This is a genomic window from Mycolicibacterium boenickei (assembly GCF_010731295.1).
Classification (GTDB): domain Bacteria; phylum Actinomycetota; class Actinomycetes; order Mycobacteriales; family Mycobacteriaceae; genus Mycobacterium; species Mycobacterium boenickei.
In genome coordinates, this window is sequence record NZ_AP022579.1 from 4,576,729 (window position 1) to 4,599,622 (window position 22,894).

At 67.3% G+C, this 22,894-nt stretch carries 17 protein-coding genes; 3 read left to right on the forward strand and 14 right to left on the reverse strand.

Going from position 1 to position 22,894, the window contains the following annotated elements:
• Nucleotides 1-15: 15 nt before the first annotated feature.
• The 10 genes from G6N57_RS21860 to G6N57_RS21905 form a co-directional block, all read right to left on the reverse strand.
• A complete protein-coding gene (locus tag G6N57_RS21860) occupies nucleotides 16-1,518 on the reverse strand; it encodes a glutamate synthase subunit beta (protein ID WP_077739406.1) in 1,503 nt (500 codons plus the stop codon).
• On the reverse strand, nucleotides 1,511-6,079 hold the full coding sequence (gene gltB, locus G6N57_RS21865; protein ID WP_077739405.1) for a glutamate synthase large subunit: 4,569 nt from the start codon (nucleotides 6,077-6,079) through the stop codon (nucleotides 1,511-1,513). Before gltB ends, G6N57_RS21860 begins: the two co-directional genes overlap by 8 nt.
• Before the next feature lie 85 nt (nucleotides 6,080-6,164).
• Nucleotides 6,165-6,578 (reverse strand): DUF2752 domain-containing protein, encoded by a 414-nt coding sequence (locus G6N57_RS21870; protein WP_077739404.1) that lies wholly within the window; start codon nucleotides 6,576-6,578, stop codon nucleotides 6,165-6,167.
• Nucleotides 6,568-6,966 (reverse strand): NINE protein, encoded by a 399-nt coding sequence (locus G6N57_RS21875; protein WP_077739403.1) that lies wholly within the window; start codon nucleotides 6,964-6,966, stop codon nucleotides 6,568-6,570. The genes G6N57_RS21870 and G6N57_RS21875 overlap by 11 nt, the downstream gene beginning before the upstream one ends.
• A gap of 27 nt (nucleotides 6,967-6,993) precedes the next feature.
• Entirely contained in the window at nucleotides 6,994-9,537 is a 2,544-nt protein-coding gene (lgt, locus tag G6N57_RS21880; RefSeq protein ID WP_077739402.1) for a prolipoprotein diacylglyceryl transferase, read from the reverse strand.
• Entirely contained in the window at nucleotides 9,534-10,322 is a 789-nt protein-coding gene (trpA, locus tag G6N57_RS21885; protein WP_044518460.1) for a tryptophan synthase subunit alpha, read from the reverse strand. Before trpA ends, lgt begins: the two co-directional genes overlap by 4 nt.
• Nucleotides 10,319-11,584 (reverse strand): tryptophan synthase subunit beta, encoded by a 1,266-nt coding sequence (trpB, locus tag G6N57_RS21890; RefSeq protein ID WP_075920423.1) that lies wholly within the window; start codon nucleotides 11,582-11,584, stop codon nucleotides 10,319-10,321. The genes trpA and trpB overlap by 4 nt, the downstream gene beginning before the upstream one ends.
• Nucleotides 11,585-11,621: 37 nt before the next feature.
• Complete coding sequence (trpC, locus tag G6N57_RS21895; protein WP_036444270.1) at nucleotides 11,622-12,440, reverse strand: indole-3-glycerol phosphate synthase TrpC; 819 nt, start codon at nucleotides 12,438-12,440, stop codon at nucleotides 11,622-11,624.
• Nucleotides 12,441-12,523: 83 nt separating this feature from the next.
• Complete coding sequence (locus G6N57_RS21900; protein WP_077739401.1) at nucleotides 12,524-13,132, reverse strand: TIGR02234 family membrane protein; 609 nt, start codon at nucleotides 13,130-13,132, stop codon at nucleotides 12,524-12,526.
• Nucleotides 13,129-14,688, reverse strand: a complete 1,560-nt coding sequence (locus tag G6N57_RS21905; RefSeq protein ID WP_077739400.1) for an anthranilate synthase component I — start codon at nucleotides 14,686-14,688, stop codon at nucleotides 13,129-13,131. The genes G6N57_RS21900 and G6N57_RS21905 overlap by 4 nt, the downstream gene beginning before the upstream one ends.
• 63 nt (nucleotides 14,689-14,751) lie before the next feature.
• On the opposite strand from G6N57_RS21905, the gene G6N57_RS21910 reads away from it, so the two are divergent.
• The gene (locus G6N57_RS21910; RefSeq protein ID WP_077739399.1) at nucleotides 14,752-15,219 is read left to right on the forward strand and encodes a peroxiredoxin; all 468 of its coding nucleotides are present in this window, start codon (nucleotides 14,752-14,754) and stop codon (nucleotides 15,217-15,219) included.
• Here the strand turns inward: G6N57_RS21910 and G6N57_RS21915 are convergent.
• The gene (locus tag G6N57_RS21915) at nucleotides 15,206-16,954 is read right to left on the reverse strand and encodes a 2-isopropylmalate synthase (protein WP_077741740.1); all 1,749 of its coding nucleotides are present in this window, start codon (nucleotides 16,952-16,954) and stop codon (nucleotides 15,206-15,208) included. The two genes, G6N57_RS21910 and G6N57_RS21915, sit on opposite strands and share 14 nt — an antisense overlap.
• Nucleotides 16,955-17,110: 156 nt before the next feature.
• Here G6N57_RS21915 and G6N57_RS21920 point away from each other — a divergent pair, with 156 nt between their 5' ends.
• Both G6N57_RS21920 and G6N57_RS21925 read left to right on the forward strand, forming a co-directional pair.
• Nucleotides 17,111-17,782, forward strand: a complete 672-nt coding sequence (locus tag G6N57_RS21920; RefSeq protein ID WP_077739398.1) for a FadR/GntR family transcriptional regulator — start codon at nucleotides 17,111-17,113, stop codon at nucleotides 17,780-17,782.
• A complete protein-coding gene (locus G6N57_RS21925) occupies nucleotides 17,779-18,576 on the forward strand; it encodes an ABC transporter ATP-binding protein (protein WP_077739397.1) in 798 nt (265 codons plus the stop codon). The genes G6N57_RS21920 and G6N57_RS21925 overlap by 4 nt, the downstream gene beginning before the upstream one ends.
• Nucleotides 18,577-18,581: 5 nt before the next feature.
• On the opposite strand, the gene G6N57_RS21930 is transcribed toward G6N57_RS21925, so the two are convergent.
• From G6N57_RS21930 to G6N57_RS21940, 3 genes are all read right to left on the reverse strand, one after another.
• The gene (locus tag G6N57_RS21930) at nucleotides 18,582-19,577 is read right to left on the reverse strand and encodes a hypothetical protein (RefSeq protein ID WP_077739396.1); all 996 of its coding nucleotides are present in this window, start codon (nucleotides 19,575-19,577) and stop codon (nucleotides 18,582-18,584) included.
• Nucleotides 19,567-21,189: an N-6 DNA methylase gene (locus G6N57_RS21935; protein ID WP_174814504.1), complete on the reverse strand. Its 1,623-nt coding sequence runs from the start codon at nucleotides 21,187-21,189 to the stop codon at nucleotides 19,567-19,569. The genes G6N57_RS21930 and G6N57_RS21935 overlap by 11 nt, the downstream gene beginning before the upstream one ends.
• 65 nt (nucleotides 21,190-21,254) lie before the next feature.
• Nucleotides 21,255-22,883 (reverse strand): HNH endonuclease signature motif containing protein, encoded by a 1,629-nt coding sequence (locus tag G6N57_RS21940; RefSeq protein ID WP_322790641.1) that lies wholly within the window; start codon nucleotides 22,881-22,883, stop codon nucleotides 21,255-21,257.
• Between the last annotated feature and the right edge of the window lie 11 nt (nucleotides 22,884-22,894).

A 22,894-nucleotide genomic window follows, 5' to 3' on the forward strand; every position in this document is an offset into this window, starting at 1 on the left:
TAGTCGTTAATCGATTCAGATGACGGCCAGAGGGAGGGTCCCGGGCCGCACCGGCGACGGCAGATCCGACTCGCCCATCAGGTACGCGTCGACCGCATGCGCCGCGCTGCGGCCCTCGGCGATCGCCCACACCACCAGCGACGCGCCGCGGTGCGCGTCACCGCAGACGAACACGCCGGGGGCGTCGGTCTGCCAGTCCGAACCACAGGACACCGTGCCGCGCCGGGTCAGCTTGAGGTCCAAGCCGTCCAGCAAGGCCATGTGCTCGACACCCTCGAACCCGATCGCCAGCAGCGCCAGGTCGCAGGGAATCTGCATCGACTCACCCACCGGGGTGATCTCACGGCGCCCGTCGGCGTCGCGCGACACCCGGACTTCGGCGATCTCGATGGCCCGGACATGACCGTTGTCGTCACCGATGAACCGCTGCACCGCCACCTCGAAGCGACGGGCACCGCCCTCGGCATGCGCCGGGGAGGTCCGCAGCACCAAGGGCCACGTCGGCCACGGTGAGAGCTCGTCGTCGCGGGTCTCGGGTGGTTCGGTGTTGTAGTCGAGCTGCGTCACCGAGGCGGCACCCTGGCGGTGGGCGGTGCCCAGACAGTCGGCGCCGGTGTCACCGCCACCGATGATCACCACATGCTTGCCCGCCGCCGAGATCGGTGTGGACGAGTCACCCTCGCATTCCCGGTTGGCCGGCACCAGATGTTCCATGGCCAGATGCACGCCATCGAGTTCGCGGCCGGGTACATCGTTGTCGCGGCCCCGCAACGCACCGACCGCGAGCACCACTGCCTGATGGCGCTGCCGCAACTGCTCGACGGTGAGATCGACACCGACCTCGCATTCGGTGACGAATCGCGTGCCCTCGGCACGCATCTGAGCCAGTCGCTGATTGAGCACCGACTTCTCGAGCTTGTACTCGGGGATGCCGTAGCGCAGCAACCCGCCCACCCGGTCGTCACGCTCGTAGACCGTGACCTCATGGCCGGCGCGGGTGAGTTGTTGTGCGGCAGCCAAACCCGCCGGGCCGGAGCCGACGACCGCGACGCTCTTACCCGTCGAGATCGCCGCCGGCTGGGGTTCGACGGTGCCGTTCATCCAGGCGTGGTCGGCGATCGTCTGCTCGATCCGCTTGATGGTCACGCTGCCGCCGGTCTGCTCCTCGGAGATCGACAGCACGCACGCCGACTCGCACGGCGCCGGACACAGCCGTCCGGTGAACTCCGGGAAGTTGTTGGTGGCGTGCAAGCGGTCACTGGCGGCATCCCAGCGACCGCGCCGCACCAGGTCGTTCCATTCCGGGATCAGGTTGCCCAACGGGCAGCCCGCCTTACCGGAGTGGCAGAACGGGATCCCGCAATCCATGCAGCGGCGTGCCTGCTGCGATACCTCGCCGGCCCGCTCGTTGGGATCCTCGCGCTCGTACACCTCGCGCCAGTCCCCCACCCGCTCTTCGACGGGCCGCTTGGCGGCCTCGATCTTGGGCACTCGAAGAAATCCGGTCGGATCAGCCACGGCTGGCCTCCATGATCGCGCTGTCCACATCGCGCCCCTCGGCCTTGGCCATCCGGGTCGCCTGCAGCACACGCTCGTAGTCGGTGGGCATTACTTTGGTGAATTGCGCACTGCGCCTTGGCCAGTCGGCCAGTATCGAACTGGCCAGCGTGCTGCCGGTGTGGCGCGCGTGGTCGGCCACCACATCGTGCAGCCAGGCCAGATCCTCGGCCTCCAGCCGTTGCAGTTCCACCATCTCGGTGTTGACCCGGGCCGGATCCAGGCCGAGCACGAAGGCGATGCCGCCGGACATGCCCGCGGCCAGGTTGCGTCCCGTCTTGCCCAGGATCACCACCCGGCCTCCCGTCATGTACTCGCAGGCGTGATCGCCCACGCCTTCGACGACGGCCAGGGCCCCGGAATTGCGGGCACAGAACCGCTCCCCGACCCGGCCCCGCAGGAACACCTCGCCCGAGGTGGCACCGTAGAGCAGGGTGTTGCCCGCGATGACGTTGTCCTCGGGCAGGAACAGCACGTCGTCGGGTGGCCGTACGATCACCCGACCGCCCGAAAGCCCCTTACCCACATAGTCGTTGGCATCACCGATCAGTTCCAGTGTGATGCCGGGCGGCAGGAAAGCGCCGATCGACTGGCCTGCCGACCCGGTCAGACTGATGTGAATCGTGTTGTCGGGCAGGCCGGCCGCGCCGTACCGGCGGGTGACCTCGGATCCGAGCAGCGTGCCGACGGTGCGGTTGACGTTGCGCACGGGCAGCTCGAGGCGCACCGGGTGGGCATCCTCCAAGGCACCCTCGGCGAGCTGGATCAAGGTCTGATCGAGCGCCTGGTCGAGACCGTGCTCCTGATCGCGCACCCGGCGTCGCTGGCTGAGCGTGCTGCCGTCGGCGTCGGTCGGCAGCGCGAAGATCGGGCTCAGGTCCAGACCGCGGCTCTTCCAGTGCGCCACACCGGGATCGGTGTCGAGCACCTCGGCATGCCCGACCGCCTCATCGATGCTGCGGAATCCCAGCTCGGCCAGGTAGCGGCGGATGTCCTCGGCGATGAACGTGAAGAAGTTCTCGACGAACTCGGGCTTGCCGTTGAACCGCGCCCGCAGTTCGGGGTTCTGGGTGGCCACGCCGACGGGGCAGGTGTCGAGGTGGCAGACACGCATCATGATGCAGCCCGACACCACCAGCGGTGCGGTGGCGAAACCGAACTCCTCGGCGCCCAGCAGCGCGGCCACGATCACGTCGCGGGCACTGCGCATGCCGCCGTCGCACTGCACGGTGATCCGATCACGCAAACCGTTGAGCACCAGGGTCTGCTGGGTGTCGGCCAGCCCGATCTCCCACGGCGCCCCGGCATGCTTGAGCGAGGTCAACGGTGCCGCACCGGTACCGCCGTCGTACCCGGAGATCAACACCACATCGGCATGCGCCTTGGACACTCCGGCAGCCACCGTGCCGACCCCGACACTGCTGACCAGCTTCACGTGGATCCGGGCGTCCGCGTTGGCGTTCTTCAGATCGTGGATTAGCTGGGCGAGATCCTCGATCGAGTAGATGTCGTGGTGCGGAGGCGGCGAGATCAACCCCACCCCGGGCGTGGAGTGCCGGGTCTTGGCGATGTTCGGGTACACCTTGTATCCCGGAAGCTGACCACCCTCACCGGGTTTGGCGCCCTGGGCCATCTTGATCTGAATGTCGGTGGCGTTCACCAGGTAGTCGCTGGTGACGCCGAAGCGGCCCGAGGCCACCTGCTTGACCGCACTGCGCCGGCGCGGATCGTAGAGCCGCTCGACGTCCTCGCCGCCTTCACCACTGTTGGACCGTCCGCCGAGGTTGTTCATGGCGATCGCCATGGTCTCGTGGGCCTCGGCCGAGATGGACCCGTAGCTCATCGCCCCGGTGTTGAACCGGGCCACGATCGACTCGACCGGCTCGACCTCCTGCAGCGGAACCGGCGGTCGCAGGCCCTTCTTGAACTCGAACAGGCCGCGCAGCGTCCCTCCCTCGCGGGACAACCGGTCGACCTCCTCGGAGTACTTGGCGAAGATGTCACGACGCCCGGTGCGGGTCGAATGCTGCAGCAGGAAGACCACTTCCGGGGTGAACAGGTGCAGCTCGCCCTCGCGGCGGAACGCGTACTCACCACCGACTTCGAGCCGGCGGTGCACCCGCTCGGTCGGGTTCTCCGGGTAGGCCCGCCGATGACGCAGCTTGACCTCCTCGGCCAGCACGTCCAGCCCGACGCCGCCGAGCTGGCTGGTGGTGCCGGTGAAGTACTGGTCGACGACGTCGCGGCTCAGCCCGATCGCCTCGAAAACCTGGGCGGCGGTGTACGAGGCGACAGTCGAGATGCCCATCTTGCTCATCACCTTGACCACGCCCTTGCCCAGCGCCTTGACGTAATTGCGCACGGCGGTGGCGGTTTCGATACCGGTGAGCTCCCCCTCGCGAATCAGATCCTCGATCGACTCGAAGGCGAGATAGGGATTGACGGCAGCGGCGCCGTATCCGATGAGCATGGCGATGTGATGGACTTCGCGGGCATCGCCGCTTTCCACCACGAGCGCCACCTTGGTGCGTTCCTTGGTGCGGATCAGGTGGTGGTGTACCGCCGAAACTGCCAGCAGCGACGGGATCGGGGCTCTGGTGTGGTCGGAATCGCGATCGGAGATCACCAGGGTGCGTGCACCTTTGGCAATCGCCTCGGTGGCCCTGAGCTGCAGGTCGTCGAGCGCTTCGGCCAGACCTTCCCCACCGCGTTCGACGTCGTAGAGGGCCCGCAACACGGTGGTGCGCAGACCCGGGTGCTCGCCGTCGTCATTGATGTGGACGATCTTGGACAGCTCGTCGTTGTCGAGAACCGGCCAGCGCAAGACGATCTGGCGACAGGACGCTGCCGAGGGCTCGAGCAGGTTCTCCTCGGGGCCCATCACGCGGGCCATCGAGGTGACCACCTCTTCACGGATGGCGTCCAGGGGCGGGTTGGTGACCTGGGCAAACAGTTCGACGAAGTAGTCGTACAGCAGCCGCGAGCGCTTGGACAGCACCGCGACGGGCGTATCGGTGCCCATCGAGCCGAGCGGCTCACCACCCGAGGCCGCCATCGGGGTCAGCAGGATGCGCAGTTCCTCCTCGGTGTAGCCGAAGGCGATCTGCCGACGCACCACGGACTCATGATTCGGCTGGATACGCGACCCGTCAGGCAAAGTGGCGAGGTCGAGCAGCCCGGCATGCAGCCACTCACCATAGGGCTCGGCCGCGGCCAGCTGCTCCTTGATCTCGTCGTCGGGAACGATTCGCCCGGCCGCTGTGTCAACCAGGAACATCTTCCCGGGCTGCAGGCGTCCCTTGGCGACGATGTCGCCCGACGGCACGTCGAGCACGCCGCTCTCACTGGCCAGGATGACCCGGTCGTCGACCGTGCGCCACCAGCGGCCCGGCCGTAAACCGTTGCGGTCCAACACCGCACCGACCACGGTGCCGTCGGTGAATGTGACACAGGCGGGGCCGTCCCACGGTTCCATCAGCGAGGCATGGAACTTCCAGAACGCGCGTTCGGCGGCGTCCATGGTGGTGGCGTTCTCCCAGGCCTCCGGGATCATCATCAACACGGCGTGGGGCAGGCTGCGCCCGCCCAGATGCAGCAGCTCCAGCACCTCATCGAAGGACGCCGAGTCGGAGGCGTCCGGGCTGCAGATCGGCGACAACCGGCTCAGGTCACCGGGAATCCGGGCGCTCGCCAGCAGGGCCTCGCGGGCGTGCATGCGATTGCGGTTTCCGCGCACCGTGTTGATCTCGCCGTTGTGGGCGACGAACCGGAACGGATGCGCCAGCGGCCAGGACGGGAACGTGTTGGTCGAGAAGCGGCTGTGCACGATCGCGATCGCACTCACGCAACGCTCGTCGCGCAAATCCGGAAAGTATTGCGGCAGCTGCATTGTCGTCAACATGCCCTTGTACACGATGGTCCGGCTGGACAGCGAAGCGAAGTAGACCGCGTCGGCCCCCGTGCCTTGTTCAGCCCGCTTACGCAGCGGATAAACCTTGCGGTCGAGCTCGATTCCGCCCGCCCGCACACCATCGGCTCCCGGTGCGGTGACGAACAACTGGGCCATGTGAGGCATACAGCCGAGTGCGGTCTTGCCGATCTCCGCGCCATCCGGGTCGACGGGCACCTCCCGCCAGCCCAGAACCTCAAGACCTTCCTCGGCGGCCAACGCCTCTATGCGGACACGTGCGGCACTGCGCGCGTCCTCGTCCTGCGGCAGGAAGCAGATACCGGCGGCAAAAGTGTTGCAGCCGTCCTCGGACGGCCCCGGAAGGGCGAAATCGACCACCTCGCGCAGCAGTTCGACCGGCAACTGCAGCAGGATGCCCGCCCCGTCGCCGCTGTTGGGCTCGGCCCCGGCCGCACCGCGGTGTTCGAGGTGTTCGAGCGCGGTCAGACCGTCACTGACGATGCCGTGGGAACGGCGGCCCTGAATATCGGTGATCATGGCCACGCCGCAGGAATCGGCCTCATTGGCAGGGTCGTACAGCCCCTGCGCGTCTGGCAATGCCGAAAACAGCACTTGATCGCACCTCCGCAAGTCCGGAACATCCTGGTCCCGGGACTGCACCGGCCCGAATTTTCAGTGTATCAGCGCAGGTGGGCTACTACTGAGCGGTTAATGTCGGGACCAGCGGGAACCCCGGCAGGTTCCGCACCACGGTCCAGACCACCAACGCGGCCACGATCGTCACCACCGCCGGCAGCGGGAACAGCGGCTTGCCGAGCCGCCACCGCACCAACATCCACACCACCAGTGCGGGCAGGCCGACCAGGGCAAATACGTTGTCGACGATCGCCGCGCCCACGTCGCCGTGCAGCAGGTCGTGGGTCATCCTAAGGCCGCCGCACGCCGGGCAGTTCCACCCCGTAAGGGCCTTGAACGGGCATCCCGGGAACAGGAAACCCGGCCGGTGCGGGTCGGCCAATCCGGTGTACGCGAGCGCGCCGACGGCGAGCCCACTGGCGGCCACCAGTGAGAGCCGTCCCGCCGGCGTGGCGGCAGGGCCGCTACGTTCCATCGCGGAGCGGGCGCCCGTATGGGTCGCGGACCTTGTCCGTGAGGATCAGGACAGCATCGATGATGCCCCAGATGATCGCGCCGATGGTGCAGGTCAACAGGCCCACGATCAGCTGAATGACGCCCAACTTGGTATCGCCGATATAGATACGGCCGATGCCGACGAGGCCGAACAGCCCGAGCAACTGCAGCAGACCGGCGATCACCTTGGACTTGTCCGAGAACGGTTCGCCGGTGATCGGGTGACGACCGTACGGCGCGCTCGGATCTCCATACGGCGACGGATACGGCGGGTAACCGGGCGGTGGCGGCGGATAGCCCGCAGGCGGCGGGAAGCCGGCCGGCGGCGGGCCGTTCAACGGGTCCGGGGACTGAGACGGATCAGTCATACAGCCAGGATGCCAGAGCGCGACAGGTTAGCGGTTGCGACGGAACCAGCGCCGCACCCGGCCGCCTTGCTTCGTCGGCTCGGGCTGCTCGGTGACCGCCGGTGATTCGGTCTTGGTTTCGCTGACCGCATCCTCGTCATCGGACTCATCGACCTCAGACTTCGTGTCGTCGTCGGTGTCATCTGCAGTTTCGGCGTTGTCCGCTTCGTCCGCATCGGGTTCGTCAGCCGCATCATCGGTTTCAGCCTCGGTGTCGTCCTGCTCAGCAGGCTCAGACTCCTCGTCGGACTCTGCGGTATCGGTAACGGCTTCGCCGTCCTCGTCACCCGCTTCAGCTTCAGCTTCAGCTTCAGCTTCAGAAGGATCCTCGTCTGCCGACTCTTCCGTGACTTCGGCCTCGGCTTCCTCAGCCTCCGGCTCGTCCTCAGCCTCCGCCTCGTCCGCGGCCTCCTGGGAGTCGGCTGTCTCCTCGCCTTCCGCGTCCGTGGGCTCCTCGTCGGCGGCCGATTCGGGCTCCTCGCCCACCTTTTCTGCGGCTTCTTCGTCGGCCTCGGTCTCGGCCTCAGCGGCGTCGTCTACCGGCGCTTCAGCCTCATCGGTGCCGTCCTCGACGTCGACCGACTCTGCTTCGGTCTCGCTCGATTCATCGTCAGCTTCGTCCCCTGCTGGGGCCTCAACCTCTGCCGACTCATCCGACTCTTCCGTGACGTCGGTTTCGGCTTCCTCAGACTCAGGCTCAGGCTCAGGCTGGTCGGCCACCTCATCTGTGGCTTCCTCGTCGGCCTCGGTCTCGACCTCAGCGGTGTCGTCTACAGGTGCTTCAGCCTCGGCCGACTCGTCGTCAGCTTCGCCCTCTGCTGCGGCCTCAACCTCGTCGACCGGCTCTTCCGTGACGTCGGTTTCGGCTTCCTCAGGCTCCTCGGCCACCTCATCTGCGGCTTCTTCGTCGGCCTCGGTCTCGACCTCAGCGGCGTCGTCTACAGGTGCTTCAGCCTCGGCCGACTCGTCGTCAGCTTCGCCCTCTGCTGCGGCCTCAACCTCTGCCGACTCATCCAACTCTTCCGTGACGTCGGCGTCGGCTTCTTCAGGCTCAGGCTCAGGCTCGTCGGCCACCTCTTCTGTGGCTTCTTCGTCGGCCTCGGTTTCAACCTCAGCGGCGTCGTCTACCGGTGCTTCAGCCTCGGCCGACTCGTCGTCAGCTTCGCCCTCTGCTGCGGCCTCAACCTCTGCCGACTCATCCAACTCTTCCGTGACGTCGGCTTCGGCTTCGGCTTCCTCAGACTCAGGCTCGTCGGCCACCTCATCTGCGGCTTCTTCGTCGGCCTCGGTCTCGACCTCAGCGGCGTCGTCTACCGGTGCTTCAGCTTCGACCTCGTCGACGTCCACCGCCGCGACAGACTCAGCGTCCTCGTCCTCATCGGCCTCGGCTTCAGACTCGACCTCGTCGACAGTCTCCTCGGAGTCGGCGTCGTCGCCTTCGGTTTCTTCGGACTCGTCCTCGGGCTCCTTGGCGATCGCCTTCAGTTCGATCGCCGCAGCCGCCTCGGCCCCGTCGTCCTCACTGGCGCCGACCTCGTCCGGATGCATGTGGTCGGCATCCTCGTCGTCGTCTTGCCCGGCCACCGTTGCGGCCGCGACAACACCGGTGGTCGCTGCCGCGGCAACGAGCTCCTTGCCGAGATCGTCGGCCGTCGACTCGTCTTCATCGCTCTTGCCCGCCAAGGTCGCCGGGTCTTCCCGGCCCTTGGTCGCCAGCATGATGTAGACGACGGCGCCGATGAATACGAATGTCGAGGTGAAGGTGTTGACACGAATACCGGCGAACTCAGTCGCCGGATCGCTGCGCATCAGTTCGACCAGGAAGCGGCCCGCGCAGTAGCCGGCCACGTAGAGCGCGAACAGCCGGCCGTGGCCGAGCTTGAACTTGCGGTCCGCCCAGATCAGCAGCGCGAAAACCAGCAGGTTCCACAGCAATTCGTAGAGGAAGGTGGGATGGACCACCCGCTCGACCTCACCCGTCGAGATGCCGTTGAGCTGGTCTGGCTGCCCGAGGGAGTTGACGCGCTTGTAAATCTCCAGACCCCACGGCAGCGTGGTGTCGCCACCGTAGAGCTCTTGGTTGAAGTAGTTTCCGAGCCGGCCGATGGCCTGCGCCAGGATGATTCCGGGTGCGATCGCGTCGCCGAAGGCCGGCAGCGGTATGCCCCGCGAGCGGCAGCCGATCCAGGCTCCGACGCCACCCAGTGCGACAGCGCCCCAGATGCCGAGGCCACCCTGCCAGACCTGGAAGGCCGCACCCAGCCCCTTGCCGCCCGGCCCGAAATACGTGGGCCAGTCCGTCATGACGTGGTAGAGCCGGCCGCCGACGAGGCCGAAAGGCACTGCCCACAAAGCGATGTCATAGATGACGCCGGCTTGTCCGCCTCGCGCCTGCCAGCGCCGGTCACCGATGACCAGTGCCGCGATGATGCCCACGATGATGCAGAGCGCATACGCGCGGATCGGCACCGGCCCCAGATGCCAGACGCCCTGTGACGGGCTGGGCAAATACGCGAGCACGGTAGTGGTCAAGCTGAAATCCTCTGCCTAACGCCGTTGGCCAGTTCTTCGGTGAGGCGACGCACCGCGTCCAACCCCTCGCCCAAGGCCGACACCAGGGCCGACCCGACGATGACTCCGTCTGCGTACGCGCCGATCTCGGCTGCCTGTGCACCGGAACGCACGCCCAAACCCACTCCGACGGGGATGTCGGAGACTTCCTTGACGCGGCGCACCAACTCCGGCGCCGCGTTCGAGACCACATCACGCGCCCCGGTGACGCCCATGGTCGAGGCGGCATAGACGAAGCCGCGCGATGCGTTCACGGTCGCCGCGAGCCGCTCCGGCGTCGAGGACGGGGCGACCAGGAAGATCCGGTCCAGATTGTGTTCCTCGGATGCGGCAATCCAGTCGACGGCTTCTTCGGGGATGAGATCGGGGGTGATCAGACCGTAGCCCCCGGCGGAGGCCAGGTCGCGGGCGAATGTGTCAACACCCTTGCGCAGCACGGGGTTCCAGTAGGTCATCACCACCGCGCGGCCACCGGCGTTGCTGATCGCCTCGACCGCGGCCAGGGTGTCACGCACCCGCACGCCGCCGGCAAGCGCCGCCTCGGTGGCAGCGGCGATCGTCGGTCCGTCCATCCCGGGATCCGAGTACGGCACCCCGACTTCCACCAGATCGCAACCGGATTCGACCATCGCCGTCATCGCCGCAATGGAGGTCTGCACGTCGGGGAACCCGGTGGGCAGGTAGCCGATGAGAGCGGCACGGCCCTCGGCGCGGCAGCCGTCGAACAACTCCGCCAGCCGGCTCATCCCACGCTCCCCTCGTCGAGCAGTCCGAACCATTTGGCCGCCGTCTCGACGTCTTTGTCACCGCGCCCGGACAAGTTCACCACGATGATCGATCCGCTGCCCAGTTCAGGTCCGAGCTTGAGGGCGCCGGCCACCGCATGGGCCGACTCGATCGCCGGGATGATGCCCTCGCGCCGGCACAGCAGCGAGAACGCGTCCATCGCCTCGGTATCGGTGACCGGGCGGTATTCGGCGCGGCCGATGTCCTTGAGGAAGGCATGCTCGGGTCCGACGCCCGGGTAGTCCAAACCGGCGGAAATGGAATGCGATTCGATCGTCTGGCCGTCCTCGTCCTGCAACAGATAGGAGAACGATCCCTGGAAAGCACCGGGCGAACCTCCGGTGAAGGTCGCGGCGTGCCGGCCCGTCTCCACACCGTCGCCCGCGGCTTCGAAGCCGACCAACCGAACCGCCGGATCGTCGATGAAGGCATGGAACACGCCGATGGCGTTCGAACCACCGCCGACACACGCGGTGACCGCATCGGGCAACCGACCGGCCTGATCGAGGATCTGCGCCCTCGCCTCCATGCCGATGACGCGCTGGAAATCACGCACCATCAGCGGGAACGGATGCGGGCCCGCCGCCGTACCGAAGCAGTAATAGGTGTCGTCGGCGTTGGTGACCCAGTCCCGGAACGCCTCGTTGATCGCGTCCTTGAGGGTCTTGGAACCGGCCTCGACCGAGACGACGGTGGCTCCGAGCAACCGCATCCGCGCGACGTTGAGCGCCTGGCGGGCGGTGTCCACCGCGCCCATGTAGATGATGCATTCCAGACCAAGCAGTGCACACGCGGTGGCGGTGGCCACCCCGTGCTGGCCGGCGCCGGTCTCGGCGATGACGCGGGTCTTACCCATCTGCCGGGCCAGCAGCGCCTGACCCAAGACGTTGTTGATCTTGTGAGAACCAGTGTGGTTCAGGTCTTCTCGCTTGAGGAAGATGCGTGCGCCACCGGCGTACTCGGACAGCCGCGTCGCCTCGTACAGCGGCGAGGGCCGACCGCTGTAGTGCCGCTGCAACCGGTCGAGTTCGTCGAGGAAGGCCTGGTCCCCGCGGGCCTTCTCATAGGCGGCGGTGACCTCCTCGATCACCGCCATCAACGCCTCGGGAACCAACCGGCCGCCGTACGAGCCGAAATGCCCCAACGCGTCGGGATCGTGCACGGTGGGTTCGGCAACGCCTGCGCTGGTACGGGGCAATTCGGGCCCCGCGAGATCCGCCATCAAAGTGTCTTTTCGTGCAAGCGGCTCATTGATTGGTTCAGCGAGCCGGTTTCGGGCAGGACGGGTGCGTACCGGCGGTGACCAGATCGGCGACCGCGCTGCGGGGATCCCCGCTGGTCACCAGGCCCTCACCGACCAGCACGGCATCTGCACCCGCGCCGGCGTACGCCAGGAGGTCAGCGGTTCCACGGACCCCGGACTCGGCGACGCGGATGACGTCGCTGGGCAGCCCCGGCGCGATGCGCGCGAAGCAGTCGCGATCGACTTCGAGGGTCTTGAGGTCGCGGGCGTTGACGCCGATCAACTTGGCCCCGGCCTGCAACGCCCGGTCGGCCTCCTCTTCGGTGTGCACCTCCACAAGCGCGGTCATCCCGAGGGATTCCGTCCGCTCCAGCAGTGATTCCAGCACCGGCTGCTCGAGGGCCGCCACGATGAGCAGCAGCAGGTCGGCGCCGTGGGCCCTAGCCTCATGGATCTGGTAGGGCTTGACGATAAAGTCCTTGCGCAACACAGGGATTGACACCGCTGCCCGCACCGCGTCCAGATCGGCGAGTGAGCCGTTGAACCGGCGCTGCTCGGTGAGCACGCTGATGATCCGCGCACCGCCGGCCTGGTAGGCCTGCGCCAACTGCGCCGGGTCGGCGATGTTGGCCAGCTCGCCCCGAGACGGGCTTGCCCGCTTCACTTCGGCGATCACGGCAATTCCCGGTTCCCGCAACGCTGCCATCACGTTGAGCGGCGGAGGTGCGTCCTGGGCCCGCGCCTTGATATCAGCCAAGCTGATAACGGCCTCGCGGGCGGCAACGTCGGCGCGGACTCCCTCGATAATGGAGTCGAGCACTGTGGCCGAACTCATCGCCCGTCGGTTCCTTTCTGGTGCCTCCGGGCCGGTCCCGGTTGCCCTCCCTGGAAGGGTAGCCGTCGCCACACCTTCACCATTCACCGGCCCTTATTGTCCGGATCGCCGCCGTCGCCGGTCGGATCATGTCCCTCGTCCAGCGCATCCCAGAGCATCCGCTCCGACATCGGCTCGCCGCTGTCGTCACTCTTGGCCGCCTCACGCCGGGCCGCCGGCGCCGCGTACCGCCCTGCAATGCTGCGCTTCGTGCCGTTGGCCGACCGCATGAGCATCACCGCACCGGCCAGCGCACACACCGCGGCCACCAGGGTCAGCACCGCGCCCCCATAGGAGCGGCTGGTCGCGGTCAACTGCGCTAGCGGCACTTCTGCCAGGTCAGCGGCCCGCACAGCGATGTCCTTGATCACCCACAGGCTGATCGCCAGGTAGCCCATACCGGCACTGGCCACGGCGATCAGCAGCGCCAGCAATCGCAGCGCCCAGCCGTGCACCGCCAAGGCGGCGACCGCAGCGGCCAGCACCAGCAACGCCAGCGGGATCAACGCCGTGGACCAGGACGCACCCGTGAGCGTCGTGGTTTTGGGCTGGCCGAGCCCGTCTGCCGAACTCACCTGGACCCAGGTCATCCGCGATGCCACCCACAGCGCCACCGCGGCGACGACGAACGACGCCTGCGCCGCCCGCGTCACGGCTCGGCCAATGTGTCGGCTGCGGCGATGGCGTTGAGCACGGCTTTGGCCTTGTTTGCCGATTCGTTGTACTCGTAGGGGCCGTTGGAATCGGCCACGACTCCCCCGCCGGCCTGTACGTAGGCCGTGCCGTTGCGCATCAGTGCGGTCCGGATGGCGATGGCGAAGTCGGCGTTGCCCGCGAAATCGAGATATCCCAGCACCCCGCCGTACAGGCCCCGCCGGGTCTTCTCGACCTCCTCGATCAACTCCATGGCCCGCACCTTCGGCGCCCCTGACAGGGTGCCGGCCGGGAAGCACGCCGTCACCGCGTCCAGCGCGGTCTTCCCCTCGGCCAGCTCGCCGGTCACCGTGGACACCAGGTGCATGACGTGGCTGTAGCGCTCGATGTGGCTGTAGTCCTCGACCCGCACCGTGCCGGGGCGGCACACCCGCCCCAGGTCGTTGCGGCCCAGATCCACCAGCATCAGGTGCTCGGCGCGTTCCTTCTCGTCGGCCAGCAGTTCCTTTTCCAGCAGCACGTCTTCTTCCTCGGTGCTGCCGCGCCACCGGGTTCCGGCGATCGGGTGGGTGGTGGCCCGTCCGTCCTTCACGGTGACCAGCGCCTCGGGGCTGGAGCCGACGACCGAAAAGTCAAGCCCACCATCGGCATCGGGGACATTGAGCAGGTACATGTACGGGCTGGGGTTGGTGACCCGCAGCATCCGGTACACGTCGAGGGGGTCGGCGGCGGTGTCCATCTCGAACCGCTGCGACGGCACTACCTGGAAGGCTTCGCCGGCTTCGATGTCGCCGACCAGTTTCTCCACGATCGCCGTGTACTCCTCCACCGTGCGCTGCGCGCGGTGCTCGGGCGCGGGCCTGCTGAAGGTGGCGACCGTCGACGGCAGCGGCTGGCCGAGGGCGGCGGTCATCACATCCAGCCGAGCCACCGCGTCGTCATACGCCTCGTCGACGCGCTCGTCGGTGCCGTTCCAGTTCACCGCGTTGGCGATCAGGGTGATGGTGCCCTCGTGATGGTCGACGGCGGCGATGTCGGTGGCCAGCAGCAGCACCATGTCCGGCAGGCCGAGGTCGTCGACCGCCAGTTCCGGGAGCCGCTCCAGCCTGCGCACCATGTCATAGGCGAAGTACCCGACCAATCCCGACGACAGCGGCGGTAGGTCCGGCACCGCCTCGGTCTGCAGCAGATCCAGGGTGGCGCGCAATGCGGCCAGCGGTTCACCGCCGCTGGGCGCGTCCTTGGGCGCGGTGCCCAGCCACACCGCCTCGTTGTCGCGAACCGTGAGCGCGGACGGAGCGCCGGCCCCGATGAACGACCAACGCGACCACGAGCGACCGTTCTCGGCCGATTCGAGCAGGAACGTGCCCGGCCGGTTGGCGGCGAGCTTGCGGTACGCCGACAGCGGTGTCTCGCTGTCGGCCAGGACCTTGCGGGTCACCGGCACGACCCGGTGCTCGGCGGCAAGGGCCCGGAAATCCTCCCGCGAGGTGGTGACCGCAAGCGATGAGCCGGCGCCCGAGGATCCCGGTGCGTGGGTGGCTGTGGTTTGCACGGGAACAATCCTCCCAGATCGGGGCCACCGTCCTGCCATGCAGACGGCGTAGCGTAGCCAGCCATGACATCCCTCAAGACGGGTGACACCGTTGCCGAGTTCGAACTGCCGGACCAGACCGGCACGATTCGCAGCCTGACCAGCCTGCTCACCGAGGGCCCGGTGGTGCTGTTCTTCTATCCGGCGGCGATGACTCCGGGGTGCACCAAAGAGGCCTGTCACTTCCGCGATCTGGCCGCGGAGTTCGCCGCGGCCGGCGCGAGCCGGGTCGGTATCAGTACCGACCCGGTCGCCAAGCAGGCCAAGTTCGCCGATATCCAGAACTTCGACTACCCGTTGCTGTCGGACGCCGACGGCGGCAAGGTGGCCGCCCAGTTCGGGGTGAAACGTGGCCTGCTCGGCAAGCTCATGCCGGTCAAGCGGACCACGTTCGTCATCGACACCGACCGCACCGTGCTCGGGGTGATCTCCAGCGAGATCAGCATGGACACCCATGCCGACAAGGCGCTGGAGCTGCTCAAGGCGCGTTGACCGCCCGCAGCACCGCCGCCATCGACGCCGCGAGCACCGAGTCGCTGCGGCCGCACGCCCAGCCGGCGCGACCGGCCGACCGGTATTCGAGGTAACTGACGGCGATGCTGCCGATCGACTGCTGGGTCAGGCTCAGCACCTCGATCGGATGGCCGATGTCCTCGAGTGCGGCGCACAGCGCGTCGACCGGCCCGATGCCGCGGTGACTGCTGGCCACGGTGCGCCCGTCACACACCAGGATGAGGTCGGTGACCGCGGCGGCGCCGTCACCGCCGGTGTGCCAGTCCTTGAGTTGCACGGGCCCTGCGGGGTCCAGATAGGTCGCCTCGAACAGATCGAACAGTTCGGCAGCGGTGACCTCGGAACCGCTGGAATCGGTGTGCTCCTGGACGTGGCGGGCGAAGTCGATCTGCAGGCGGCGCGGCAGTTCCAACCCGTAATCGGTGGCCAGCAGGTAGGCGATGCCGCCCTTGCCGGATTGCGAGTTCACCCGGATCACCGCATCGTAGGTGCGGCCGATGTCGGCCGGGTCGATCGGCAGATACGGTACTCGCCAATCGATTTCGTTATCCGGTTGTCCGGTGGCCGCGGCCCTGGCGCGATGTTCGGCGAAGCCCTTCTTGATCGCGTCCTGGTGTGTCCCGGAGAACGCCGTGTGCACCATGTCTCCCACATAGGGATGCCGCTCATGGATCGGCATGCGGGTGCAGTGACTGACGGTGCGCGCGATCTCGTCGATGTCGGAGAAGTCGATCATCGGATCCACGCCCTGGGCATGCAGATTCAGCGCCAGGGTGGCGATGTCGACATTGCCGGTGCGTTCACCGTTGCCGAACACGCACCCCTCGACCCGTTGCGCTCCCGCCAACACCGCGAGCTCGGCGCAGGCGATGCCGGTCCCCCGGTCGTTGTGTGGGTGCACCGACAGGATGACGCTGTCACGACGGGACACGTTGCGGTGCATGTACTCGATCTGGTCGGCGTACACGTTCGGGGTGGCGATCTCGACGGTGGCCGGCAGGTTGAGGATGACCGGACGGTCGGGCGTGGCCTGCCACAGCTCGGTCACCGCGTCACACAGCTCGAGCACGTAGTCCGGCTCGGTGAGGTTGAACACCTCCGGCGAGAATTCGAACCGCACATTCGGCATGCCGTCGGTGAATTCGAGGACGTCGCGCGCGCCGGCCAGGATCAGGTCCCGCAGTTCGGCGCGGTCCTTTCCCAGAACGACGTCGCGCCAGGTGGGTGCGGTCGCGGTGTACATGTGGATGACGACGTCGTTGTCGATTCCGCGGACCGAGTCCACGGTGCGCTCGATCAGGTCGCGGCGGGCCGGAACGAACACGACGATGGTGACGTCGGGTGGGGCGATGTCGGATTCGGCCAGCAGTCGGACGAAGTCGAAGTCGGTCTGCGACGCCGACGGATAGCCAACCTCGATCTCCTTGTAGCCCATGGCCACCAGCAGCTCGAAGAATCGGCGCTTACGGCCCGGATCCATCGGCTCGGCCAGCGCCTGATTGCCGTCGCGCAGATCCACCGGCACCCACAGCGGTGCGGTGTGAATGCGGGCCGTGGGCCAATCTCGTTGAACCAGAGGAACTTCGACGCGGTCATAGACGGAGGCGTAGCGATGCGACGGCATCTGGGAACAGCGCTGCCGGTTCCAGGCCGGCGCGTTCGCCGGGACTTCCCCGGCCGGGGTGTCGATGGTGGGAAATGCAGACGTGGTCATGAGGGTGCCTTCGGTCGGGTTGGGTTTCGACCGGCGCGACACAGCCCCACGGCAGGGGGCCGGTCGATTCAGGCCCCGCCGCGGCGGCTAAGGAGCAGGACGCGCGTCATGATGCGTAGACTATACACAACTCCTCAGACAAGTAGACAGGTTTCGATGACGTCCCAAGTTCAGCGTCACCCGCTGGCGACTCAGACCGCCCAGCTGCTCCTGACGCGCATCCGCCAAGGCGAATGGCCGCTCGGCCATCGACTTCCGGGCGAGACGACGCTGGCCGCGCAACTCGGCGTGGGCCGCTCCACCTTGCGTGAAGCGATCCGCGAACTCTCCGGCAAGGGCGTGCTGGAGAGCCGTCAGGGCGCCGGGGTGTTCGTCACCGCGCTCGACGCTGCCGAAGACTGGGACACCGTCCTGCGCCGCGCCACCATCGTGTCGGTGATCGAGGCCCGCATCGCCATCGAAGCCGAGGCCGCCGCGCTGGCCGCCACCCGGCGCACGCCCGCCGACCTGCGCGCGATCCGTCGCACCCTGGCCGCCCGCGGTGTGCTGGGCCAGTCCGTACCCGATCACGTCGACGCCGACATGGCGTTTCATCGCACGGTGATCGCCGCGGCCCACAACGAGGTGCTGATCCAGCTGTTCGACGCGTTCCTCCCCCGGCTGCGCCTGGCGATGATCGACATGCTGAAGATCCGCCCGATCGCCTCCGAACCCTGCGACCACGACCTGCACCAACAGCTGGCCGACGCGATCATCGCGCGCGACCCCGAGGCCGCCGCAGCCGCCAGCAGAACCCACTTGAGCTCATTGAAGGAGTCTTTCGCATGACCCCGGTCCTCGACATCGCCGATGTGACCTTCCGCCGTGACGGCAAGCAGATCATCGACGGCATCTCACTCACCGTGCAATCCGGTGAGCACTGGGCACTGCTGGGACCCAACGGTGCCGGCAAGAGCACGCTGCTGGGTTTCTGTGCCGCCGTGACGTTTCCGACGACGGGGACCGTGCACGTGCTCGGCGGTCAGATGGGCCGCACCGACCTGGCCGTGCTCCGCCGCTCGATCGGTCACGTGAATCCCCGGCACCGCCTGCAGTATCCGCTCACCGTGCGCGAGGTGGTGCTCACCGGCATCACCGCCACCATCGACATCGCAGCGCACTGGACACCGACCCCCGAACAGGTGCGCCGAGCCGACGAACTCATCGACACCGTGGGCCTGTCGGCCCGCGCCGATGCGATCTGGCCCACCCTGTCCCAGGGCGAGCGCGGCCGTACCCTGATCGCCCGGGCGCTGATCGCCGACCCACGGCTGTTGCTGCTGGACGAGCCGACCACCGGCCTGGATGTGGCGGCGCGCGAACAGCTGCTGGAAACCCTTGACACCCTGGATGACTCGCATCCGGACATGGCCTCGATCCTGGTCACCCACCACCTCGAGGAACTACCGACCAGCACCACGCACGCCCTCTTGATCGCCGAAGGGCGCACCGTGGCCAGCGGGTTGGCCCACGAGGTGGTCAACACCGAACACGTCAGCGAGGCCTTCGCTCACCCTGTGGTGGTCGGGTTCCAGGACGGCCGCTGGAGTGCGCGGGCCAAGGCCAGCTCGCGGGTGCTGTAGGGGCTTCAGCCTTCGGTTGCGGCGTTGCGACGCCGACGCGCCTCACGGTGCCGGGTTACCGGGGTGGTGTCGATGACGCGGTTGACCATGGTCGCCAGAAAGCGCGATGGCTGCAGCGCGGGCGGCACCGTGTCATGCCGGATCGCGATGTCGGGCAGGGCGGCCAGCGCCTCGTCGACAGCGGCCGTGGCCACATCCACGATCTCGAACAGCGCGTCCGGCTCGGCCTTTTCGATGCTGTCGACTTCCTCGTCCGCGGACTCGGCGACCTCAGAGTCGTAGTCGATCATCACCAGTGCCACCGCGTGATAGGCGTCGTCCTCGGTACCGAGCTTGCCCAGCAGGTCGATGAGCCACTCCGCCTTGTCCGGTTCGGTGCGGAGGATCGTCGAGCGCAGGCCGTAGACGAATCCGAGCGCCGACAACGGGTGGCGCAGGCGCAGATTCTTGGCGTCGCCGTAGCTTTCCTCGACCCGGTTCGCGGCGTTCTTGCCGAAGCTGGAGTCCATCCGCTTGGTGCTGATCAGCAATTCCGGGCCGGTGTCCCAGTCCGACATCACCACGTCGACCTGCTTCATGTAGTGCTTGCCCAGCACGCTGGCGCTCGACGCGGCAACGCCTTTCATCGACCGCTTCAGGCGCTGCTCGATCAGGTGGCGTTCCTTCTGCGGCAGCGCCTCGAGCAGGCTGGCGATGGCGCTGGGCATGATCCGCGGGTCTGTCGCCCTGGGCCACACCGCGTCCGGATCGAACCCGGCACGCCGCAGCTCGTACGCCAACCAGACATCGAGCGCCAGCGCCGGAACCCCGGTGGTCGACGGCGCATCGAGGTACAACGGCACCCCGAGCAGCTTGCGCAGCACCCGGAAATCGGGCACGAACGTCAACTCACCGGCCACCCGCACCCACGGATTGGTGTGCACGCCTGCCGGTGCCGCGTCGGCCACAATGCGGTCGAAAATGGCCCACGCGGTGGCTTTGGTCGACGGTTCAGCGGGCACGCCGAGACCTTACCGTCCGGCGCGTCGACAATGAATCGCGCGCCGTCCGAACGGGTTCCAGAACGATGTGCGTTTCCAGCCCCAAGGCGTCGTCGACGATGCGGGTCGCCTCGAGCAATTTTCCGCGATCCAGCAGTGAGCCGACCCGCCGACGCACCGCCCGCAGCTCGTTGGCTCGCGCTGCCACCAATTCGGGCGACGGGACCAGCCAACGGTCGGCCTCACGAGGTTCGATCTTGAGGATCCCGCCGCCATAGGAGCGGCCGACGATCTCAGCGTGCAGCAGGGTCACCGAGTTCAGTGCGGCCAATGCCAGCAGGTCGCGCCCCAGTGCCCGGACCTCGTCGCGCAGGTAGACGCCGTGCACCGAGTTGAGGTGATGAGCCTTGGCCCTGTTGGTGATCAACCGCGGAGTGTCGGCATTCATACACGTCAGCAGCAGGTCAGCCGGATTCACCAGGGGCACCTGATACCAGGGCCGGCGCACCCGGCACTTGTAGGCCAGATGCACGCCGGCGGCGTGCCCGGCGTCGATGTAGCGCTGCGCGGCAGCCGACGGTTGCCCGGCCGGCCGGAACAGATGGATGGACCGGCCATCCTCCCCCAGTCTGGCCAACTGTTCGGCGGTCAGGGTCAGGCCTCGAAGGTGCGCACTACCGGGCGGCGACAACGGCAACAGGTCGGTGCGCCGCAGGCCCAGTTCGCGCACCCGGTCCGGAGACAACGCGAAGAAGCTGTTGTTTCCCGTCACCATGCCCAGTGTGGTGTCGCCCCAGGTCTCCAGCACGCAGAACTGCCTGTCGTCGTGCAGCCCATGGAGGGCATCCACCGGTGCGTTTCCGATCAGGCCGCTGACCCATTTGTCAGCCGGATCGCGCGGCGACCAACGCCGTTGTGCCAGTTCAGATGTCAGTGCAGAGGCGTTGCGGGCGCGGTGGATGACGGCGTGGTCAGACGGCCCGCTGCCATAGCCGTCGGCGAGTAACAGCACCACGTCCGCCTCGGCCTCGGGGAACACCTGCTCATCGAACATCACCAGCTCGACGCTGGTGAACCGGTCGAACAAGAACTTCCGCACCGCCGCCGCGTAGTTCACGCTGAGCAACTCGGCGGGCAAGACGAGGGCCAGCCGGCCACCAGGCTTCAGGAACAACGCCGCGTGCACGGTGAACGCGGCCCAGCTCGAGGCCAGCCCGGACAGCGTGACGCCCGCCTTGAGTGCGGCGCGACGCGACTGCGCTCGGGTGGCGCCACGGAACTCCTGGTAACGGATGTAGGGCGGGTTGCCGATCACGGCGGTGTACGCGGCCCGCGGTTCGATCGTGAAGAAGTCGGCGGTTCTGATGCGGGCCGCGCCGCCGGCCGCGGCCGCGCGCCTGCGGGCAGTCGCCGCACTCGTCGCGTGAAGTTCCACCCCGTCGACCCTCGGCCGGTCAGTACCCAATTCGACCAGCCGGGTCACCGCCTCGACCACGAACGCGGCCTCCCCGGCCGCGGGTTCGAAGACCGCATCGTCAGCGGACCGGATCGCCCACCTGGTCAGATAACGCGCGATCTCCGGTGGGGTGAAAAACGCACCGCGCGCTTTGCGTGTCGCAGCGGTGTCAGTCACCCCGTCATTGTTGCCGATAGCACCGACAACTTCGGACTCCGCAACGCGTGGAGACGTCGCCCCGCTCAGAACGGCGGTTCGTCAGGGCCGGGGTCTGGCGGCGGTGGGGGCTGCCAGTCGCGCGGAAGATCTTCGGGTTCATACGGATCGTTGATCCAGGCGCAGAACGGGCTGGTGCTCGGCCGCGCGCCTTTGAACAGGGTCAGCGTGGCACGCATACGGTTGCGCTCGGTGCGCCGTCGTATTTCTTTGGTGCGAGCCGCCTTGACTCGGCGGGCTTCGGCATTGAGAGGCCGTAACCGGTTGTTCTTGGCACGGCGCTGCGCGACCCGCGCCGCCCGGGAGGTTGGCATGGACCGACGTGGGCGACGCCGAGGCCGGGCCTCCGGCGCAAAGATCTCGGTCGCGCCTGGGCAGGTCCGGTAGGTCTGCCCGGTCGGCGCCGTCCAGATCACCGTCCCGTCGGCAAGCTGTTGATCCTGCCATCCGTCATGGAAAGTTTTCAATCGATGATGTTGACGGCAAAGGCATTTCAAATTCCACGGGACTGTCAGACCGCCGTTTTCGGGGCGCCGATGATCGAACGGGATGGTGTGGTCGATGTCGCACTGTTCGGCGGGACGGTCACACCCAGGAAACCGGCACGTGATGTCACGGCAGCGGATCCAGCGCGCCAACGCAGCTGACGGGTGGTAGCGCAATGCGTCACCCGTGGGCACATCGGGGGCCTGCAGGATCCGCAACGCGGCCTGCTCCGCCAACTCGCGCAGTTTGTCCGCGTCGATCACACCGTGCCCCGCGATGTAGGCCGGCTCCCGCCCGCCGAGCAGTGCCGATTGCGGGGCGATCACATTCAGCACGACCCGCACCGGGCTCGGTTCAGTCGTCTGGGCCTGCGGGCACTCATCCCGACCGCACAGGCACCGCAATGGCAGGCCTTCAGCCAGCGCCTCGACCGCATCCGACCGGCGCTGGGCAAGCGTGCGCGGGTCCTCTGCACATACTCCCTGCGCCATGTCCGTCAGCCGCTGGTTGAACACGGCGCCGGCCCGCGCGGTGAGTACTCCATCCACCCGTACTGTGCCGTCGCCTGCGGGACGCACCCGCATGTATCGGCGATGTTCAGCCTGCTCACGTTCGGCGATCGCATCGGGATCCAGTTCGCGCACCAAGGCATCGACGGCGTTGGATACCCGCTTGCGTGACCACGACGTCCACCCGGCAATCCGCTCAGCCAACGTCGCATCCAACCGAGCCAGGATCGACGAGGTGACGACCAGCTCGGTGTGAGCGATGATCACCGCCACCGACTCCCAATCGATCTCGCCGCGTCGCAGCACCTGCGCCACCCGTGGCAATCGGTTCGTCAGTGATTCCGCCTGCGACACGACCTGCGATGCCACCGACGGCGACAGGTGCATGGCCGCACCGACTTCGGCGACGGTGCGGGCAAACCCGGTCAGCAACATGTGGCCGGGATCGTCATCCTCAATCTCGACTTCGGCGATGCGCCGATTGAGCAGTTCACCGATCATCGCCATCCGCGATGCCATGAGCATGGCTTCTTCCGACACCGAGTCGCTGATGCACAGCACCAGCTCCCAGGATGCGTCGGGTTCGAACATACGTTCTATTATCCACCGAGAATGCCGCCTCCGCAAGCGCTTTGACCAACCGAAATCGGGCTTGGACACCCAGCCAGTCG